The organism is Mesorhizobium sp. M7A.F.Ca.CA.001.10.2.1, from assembly GCF_003998575.1.
GTDB lineage: Bacteria > Pseudomonadota > Alphaproteobacteria > Rhizobiales > Rhizobiaceae > Mesorhizobium.
Genome location: NZ_RZQY01001307.1, coordinates 1 through 533 on the forward strand (window position 1 = coordinate 1; position 533 = coordinate 533).

1 protein-coding gene and 1 pseudogene are annotated in these 533 nt (G+C 65.1%); one reads left to right on the plus strand and one right to left on the minus strand.

All coding sequences use genetic code 11. The annotated features are described in order from the left end of the window. Nucleotides 1-327 (plus strand): response regulator (locus tag EN964_RS36800; protein ID WP_245490767.1); only part of this gene is annotated, 327 nt, incomplete at its 5' end. Here the strand turns inward: EN964_RS36800 and EN964_RS36805 are convergent. Then, nucleotides 328-533, minus strand: a pseudogene (locus tag EN964_RS36805) (DMT family transporter); the annotation flags it as partial.

A 533-nucleotide genomic window follows, 5' to 3' on the forward strand; every position in this document is an offset into this window, starting at 1 on the left:
CTGGCCGCCCGCGCGCTTGAACGCGCCGGGCACACAATCGATATCGCGGCGGACGGCGCGCAGGGGCTTTCGCTGATCCAGGCGGCGCGTGGCGGCTATGATCTCGTCGTCTCCGATATCCGCATGCCGGAGATGGACGGCATCGAGATGGCGATCGCGGCTGCTGCATTGTTTCCGTCGATCAAGATCGTGCTGATGACCGGCTATGCCGACCAGCGCGAGCGCGCCGAGGAATTGAACGGCATCATCCTCGATGTCGTGCAGAAGCCCTTCACGCTGGCCGAAATCCGTTCGCGAGTCGAGCGGGCGCTGATCTGCTTCGCCTGATCAGGCTGGGTCGGCGGCAGCGAGCACAGGTGGAACATTCTTGCGCCGTTCGGTGTTGAGCGCCAGCAGACCGGCGCCGATAATCAAGGCAGCGCCGATCACCGTCGTCGACCGCGGCACCTCGGCGAAGAACAGGAAACCCCACAGCGGCGACCACAGGATGCCGGTGTATTCGAAGGTGGCAACGCGGTTGGCCGGCGCCATCC